The organism is Arthrobacter sp. ZGTC131 (assembly GCF_002929275.1).
Classification (GTDB): Bacteria; Actinomycetota; Actinomycetes; order Actinomycetales; family Micrococcaceae; genus Arthrobacter.
The window spans coordinates 1-3841 of record NZ_PJIK01000038.1 but is presented as its reverse complement, the minus strand read 5'-3'; the positions used below and the strand labels follow the sequence as shown (position 1 = coordinate 3841).

Annotated in this window: 3 protein-coding genes; 1 reads left to right on the top strand and 2 read right to left on the bottom strand. The window is 61.4% G+C overall.

What is annotated here, in order from left to right:
- Positions 1–290: 290 nt before the first annotated feature.
- Complete coding sequence (locus CXQ90_RS21550; RefSeq protein ID WP_104141372.1) at positions 291–1706, bottom strand: ferredoxin reductase; 1416 nt, start codon at positions 1704–1706, stop codon at positions 291–293.
- Positions 1703–3004 carry an SRPBCC family protein gene (locus tag CXQ90_RS21545; protein ID WP_104141371.1) on the bottom strand — a complete coding sequence of 434 codons (1302 nt, stop codon included), beginning with the start codon at positions 3002–3004 and terminating at the stop codon, positions 1703–1705. Before CXQ90_RS21545 ends, CXQ90_RS21550 begins: the two co-directional genes overlap by 4 nt.
- A 402-nt stretch (positions 3005–3406) precedes the next feature.
- Here CXQ90_RS21545 and CXQ90_RS21540 point away from each other — a divergent pair, with 402 nt between their 5' ends.
- Positions 3407–3715, top strand: a complete 309-nt coding sequence (locus CXQ90_RS21540; protein WP_258064701.1) for a Rieske 2Fe-2S domain-containing protein — start codon at positions 3407–3409, stop codon at positions 3713–3715.
- Positions 3716–3841 lie beyond the last annotated feature (126 nt).

Genomic DNA, 3841 nt, shown 5'->3' with positions numbered 1-3841 from the left:
GGTTTGTGTCTTCTTCTTTGAAGACACTGATGACTTTTTTTGTATTGCCCAAACTTTCGGGCTCCTCACTAGGGTGAGTGTCTGCCACGCCGTTGTGGGCAGGCGACTCCTCAGGTGTCAGGGGTCTTAGGTCACTATTAATAGCCATGAGCGAATCCTTTGCTCGGCGGATCATGCTGACTGTGCTGATGGATGGGGCCAGCGAAACGCCACGCGTGGCATTCTCGCTCTTGTGTTCTTGCCGTGAATACAACCACTGATGCTGTCCGGCCTAGAGCAGCTGGAAGCGGCTAGGCATCGATTACCAAATCGGTCCGCGCAGTGGAGCAGCAGGGCAGGAACTTGCCTGCATCGATTTCCCGTGCCCGGATCCCGCCTTGGTGGTTCATCTCGACCTCCCCTGAAAGCTTGACGACCTTGCAGGAGCCGCACATGCCTTCCTTGCAGTTCGCACCGATCCTGACGCCCGCACGCTGGGCCGCCCCGAGGATGTGTTCGGCGGGGTCGATGCGCACGTTGATGCCGGTGCGCATGAAGGACAGGGTGAGGCTTCCCGTTCCGACCGTGTCAAAGCTCGACGCATCGGGGGACTCGGCCTCCGGCCCCGCGTCCGTCCTGCCGACGGGGCCTTCGGGACTTGGCCCGTCCGGGTCGACGGTTTCCAGCGGCAGGCCCGTGGCCTTCAGGGTTCCCTCCGCGTCGTAGCCAGGCTCGTAGAGTCCGAACGCGGTGGGCTGGCTTTCGTAGTAGTCTTCGGCGGAATCGGCGATTTCCTCAGCGATTTCCTCCGCAATGTCCACTGCAAACGCGAGCTCCGCCTGGTATTCAAGGATCGTCTGGCGGTCTCCCGTGAAGAATTCCATGTTGATGGAGGTGTCGTCGACGCCGATCTTCCCCAGGAGCTCGGTTGCGGTGTTCAGGTAACCTTCGGGGCCGCAGGCATAGACCTGGCGGCCGTTGGCATCGGGGGCCACCTCGTCGAGCATGGCCGCCGTCAGCCTTCCGCTCAGCCATTCCCATCCTTCGGGTTTACTGCGGTCGCCCAGGGCGTAGAAGACCTTGACTCGCGAGTCTACGGAGGCGATGTAGGCCAGCTCCTGGTGGAAGGCAAATCCTCCGGCCTCCGCTCCGTGGTAGAGCACCACGACATCGGCCGTTCCGGGCAGGGAGTGGATGGTCCGCACCATGGACATGATGGGGGTGATGCCTGCGCCGGCGGCCAGCAAGAGGTAGCGTGCCCGGCGGTCGGCATCGGGCAGGTGGAATGCCCCGACCGGTCCGAGCATCTCGAGCACAGTGCCGGGTTTGACGTTCTCGTGCACCCACGGTGAGACAAGTCCTGTGGGGTCGCGTTTGACGCTGATGTTGAAGGTCCAAGGCTCAGTTGGGGAACTGGACAGCGAGTAGCTGCGGTCCACCGGGTCCTGGTCCTCGCCATTCACCGGAAAAGCGACGTTTACATACTGGCCCGCACGGAACGCCAGGGGCGCACCGTCGGAGCGGCGGAACACGAAGGTCATCAAGCCGCCCGCCTCGGGAACGGTCTCCACACATTCGGCCATGAACTCCTGCGGATGCCAGGGGCCCAGTGCACGGGCAGCACGGGCGGGTGCCTCGGTGCTGCCCATCACCCTGTTCCACGGCATCTCAAGACCGCGAATGCGCTGTGGCTCCTGGATTGCCGTCTCAGTGAGGAGTTCAATCATGCCAAGTGCTCCTGCACGCGCTGCACGTACCAGTTGATGAATGCCTCCACCTGGTACTCGCTCTTCATGTACGGGCCGGGCTCGTAGGCGGGGCTGCCGGCGCCCGTCTGGCAAAGCTCAACAAACGCCTTGTCCTGCAGATTGGTCTGCTTCCAGGTGTAGGTGAGTTTCTCCAGGTCATAGTCGACGCCTTCCTCGGCGTCGTCAGCTACCAGCCAGGTGGTGCGCACCAGGGACTGGTGTTCGTTGATGGGGAAAACGCCGAACGTGATGACGTGGTCGCTCTGGAAGTGGAACCAGCTGTTGGGCTGCAGGTGCATCGAGCAGCGGCCAAGGCGGAAGTCCCGCAAGTCGCCGAGCAGCTTCTTGGAGAGCCTGTGCCCATCGGGCGAGAACGATTCGCCGTCGCCGTCGAGCGATTCCCGTGAGATGCGGATTCCTGCGATGCGCGTGTCGAGTTCCTCCACCACCTCGTAGGGAAGGCCATAGCGGCGGCAACGCTCCTCGAGCGATGACTGTGCTTCCTTGTTGCGGTCCCACACTTCCTCAAGGTGGGCCGGGATCAGGCCCTCCGTCAGGCCCCAGGTGGGAAAGAGGGAACAGGCGAGTTCCGGGTGGCCGTCGCAGTGGTAGCACTCACGGTTGTTCTCCATGACGAGCTTCCAGTTGCCCTCCTCGACGATGTTCTGCTGGTAGGCGATTTTCGTCTTCGACAGATCGTGGGGCGCGAGGTAAGGCTCGAAGATCTTGGCGGTTTCGTCAAAATCCGCCGGCGGTTCGTCCGCAATGCAGACGAAGATGAGTCCGGCCACCACGCGGCTGTGGGCGCGCTTGAGGCCGAAGCAGCCCTTGTCGAACTTCGTTTCCCCCGGTGCCGAGGCATGGATCAGATTCCCCTCCGGGGAGTAGGTCCAAGAGTGGTAGCCGCAGACCAGGTTTCCTGTTGACCCGGCGGGCGCGGTCAGGACGCGGGCGCCGCGGTGGCGGCATACGTTGTGCAGGACGTTCACGCCGCCGTCGTCGTTGCGCAGCACGATCAGGGAGTAAGGCCCGTAGTCGACGGTGACATAGTCGCCCGGCTCCGGCAGTTCGGCGATGCTGGCGGCAAAGATCCAGTGCTGGCCAAAGATGGCCTGCATGTCGATGTTGAAAATCGTCGGGTCGGTGTAGAAGGGGGCATCGAGGGAATATCCCACGCGCCGGAACTCGAACAAGTCGGTGATTTCCGCCAGCTGCTCTGCAGGCAATGATGAAGCGAGTTTTCCGCGTGGATTGAGGGGCAAGACTGGAGCAGACATGTAGTTCCTCCCGGGAAGCGTGGGTAAGTGTGCGATTCGTGGCGACCACGGAGTTGGTGCGGGCAACCGGCGTTGTCGAAAACTTCTATATTTGCTTTTGGCGCAACAGCAAGCGCGATATGCAACAGAGTGACCCAAAACACCCTGGCTGTCAAGAGACGGGAAAAGCCGCGACATACCTTGACACCGGGATGTGACGGGGCGCACTCTGTTGCTTAGGGCGAAAGCCGTTGAGTCATGCGGAACGATCCCGTCCTAACGCACTTGGCGCGAATAGTCTCCCGAACATAAAAAGAGGTGCCGCATGCACATGGCCTGGCCGCTCAGTGAACTCGCTCCCGGGGAGGCGCTACGGCTCGACACTGCTCCGCCAATCGCCGTCTCCACACTTAAGCCGGCGAGATCTTCGCCGTCGACGGCACGTGTACACATCCAGATGCCTTCCTGGCTGACGGCTATGTAGAGGACTTCTGGGTGGAGTGCCCCTTCACGCATCCACGTTCAACCTTTGCACTGGAGCCTTGGATGCACCCGGCCAAACTGCCGGTACGCACGCACGAAGTGCAAATTGTTGACGGCAAACATCATGATCATCGAATCGGACGAGGCCCCCAACCTTCCGCCCGGTCTGACTCCCGAGGGCCCTGTTTAACCGCAGGCCCATGCCTCACCGAGCAAAGGACCCGCTCATGGCTATTAATAGTGACCTAAAACCCCATACACCCGAGGAGTTGCCTGCCGACAATGCTTTGGCAGCAATTCCCCCCAACGAAAAGCCCGAAAGTCCGCGAAACACCAAAACAGTCGTTGGTGTCCCTGCGGGAGAAGGCACAAACG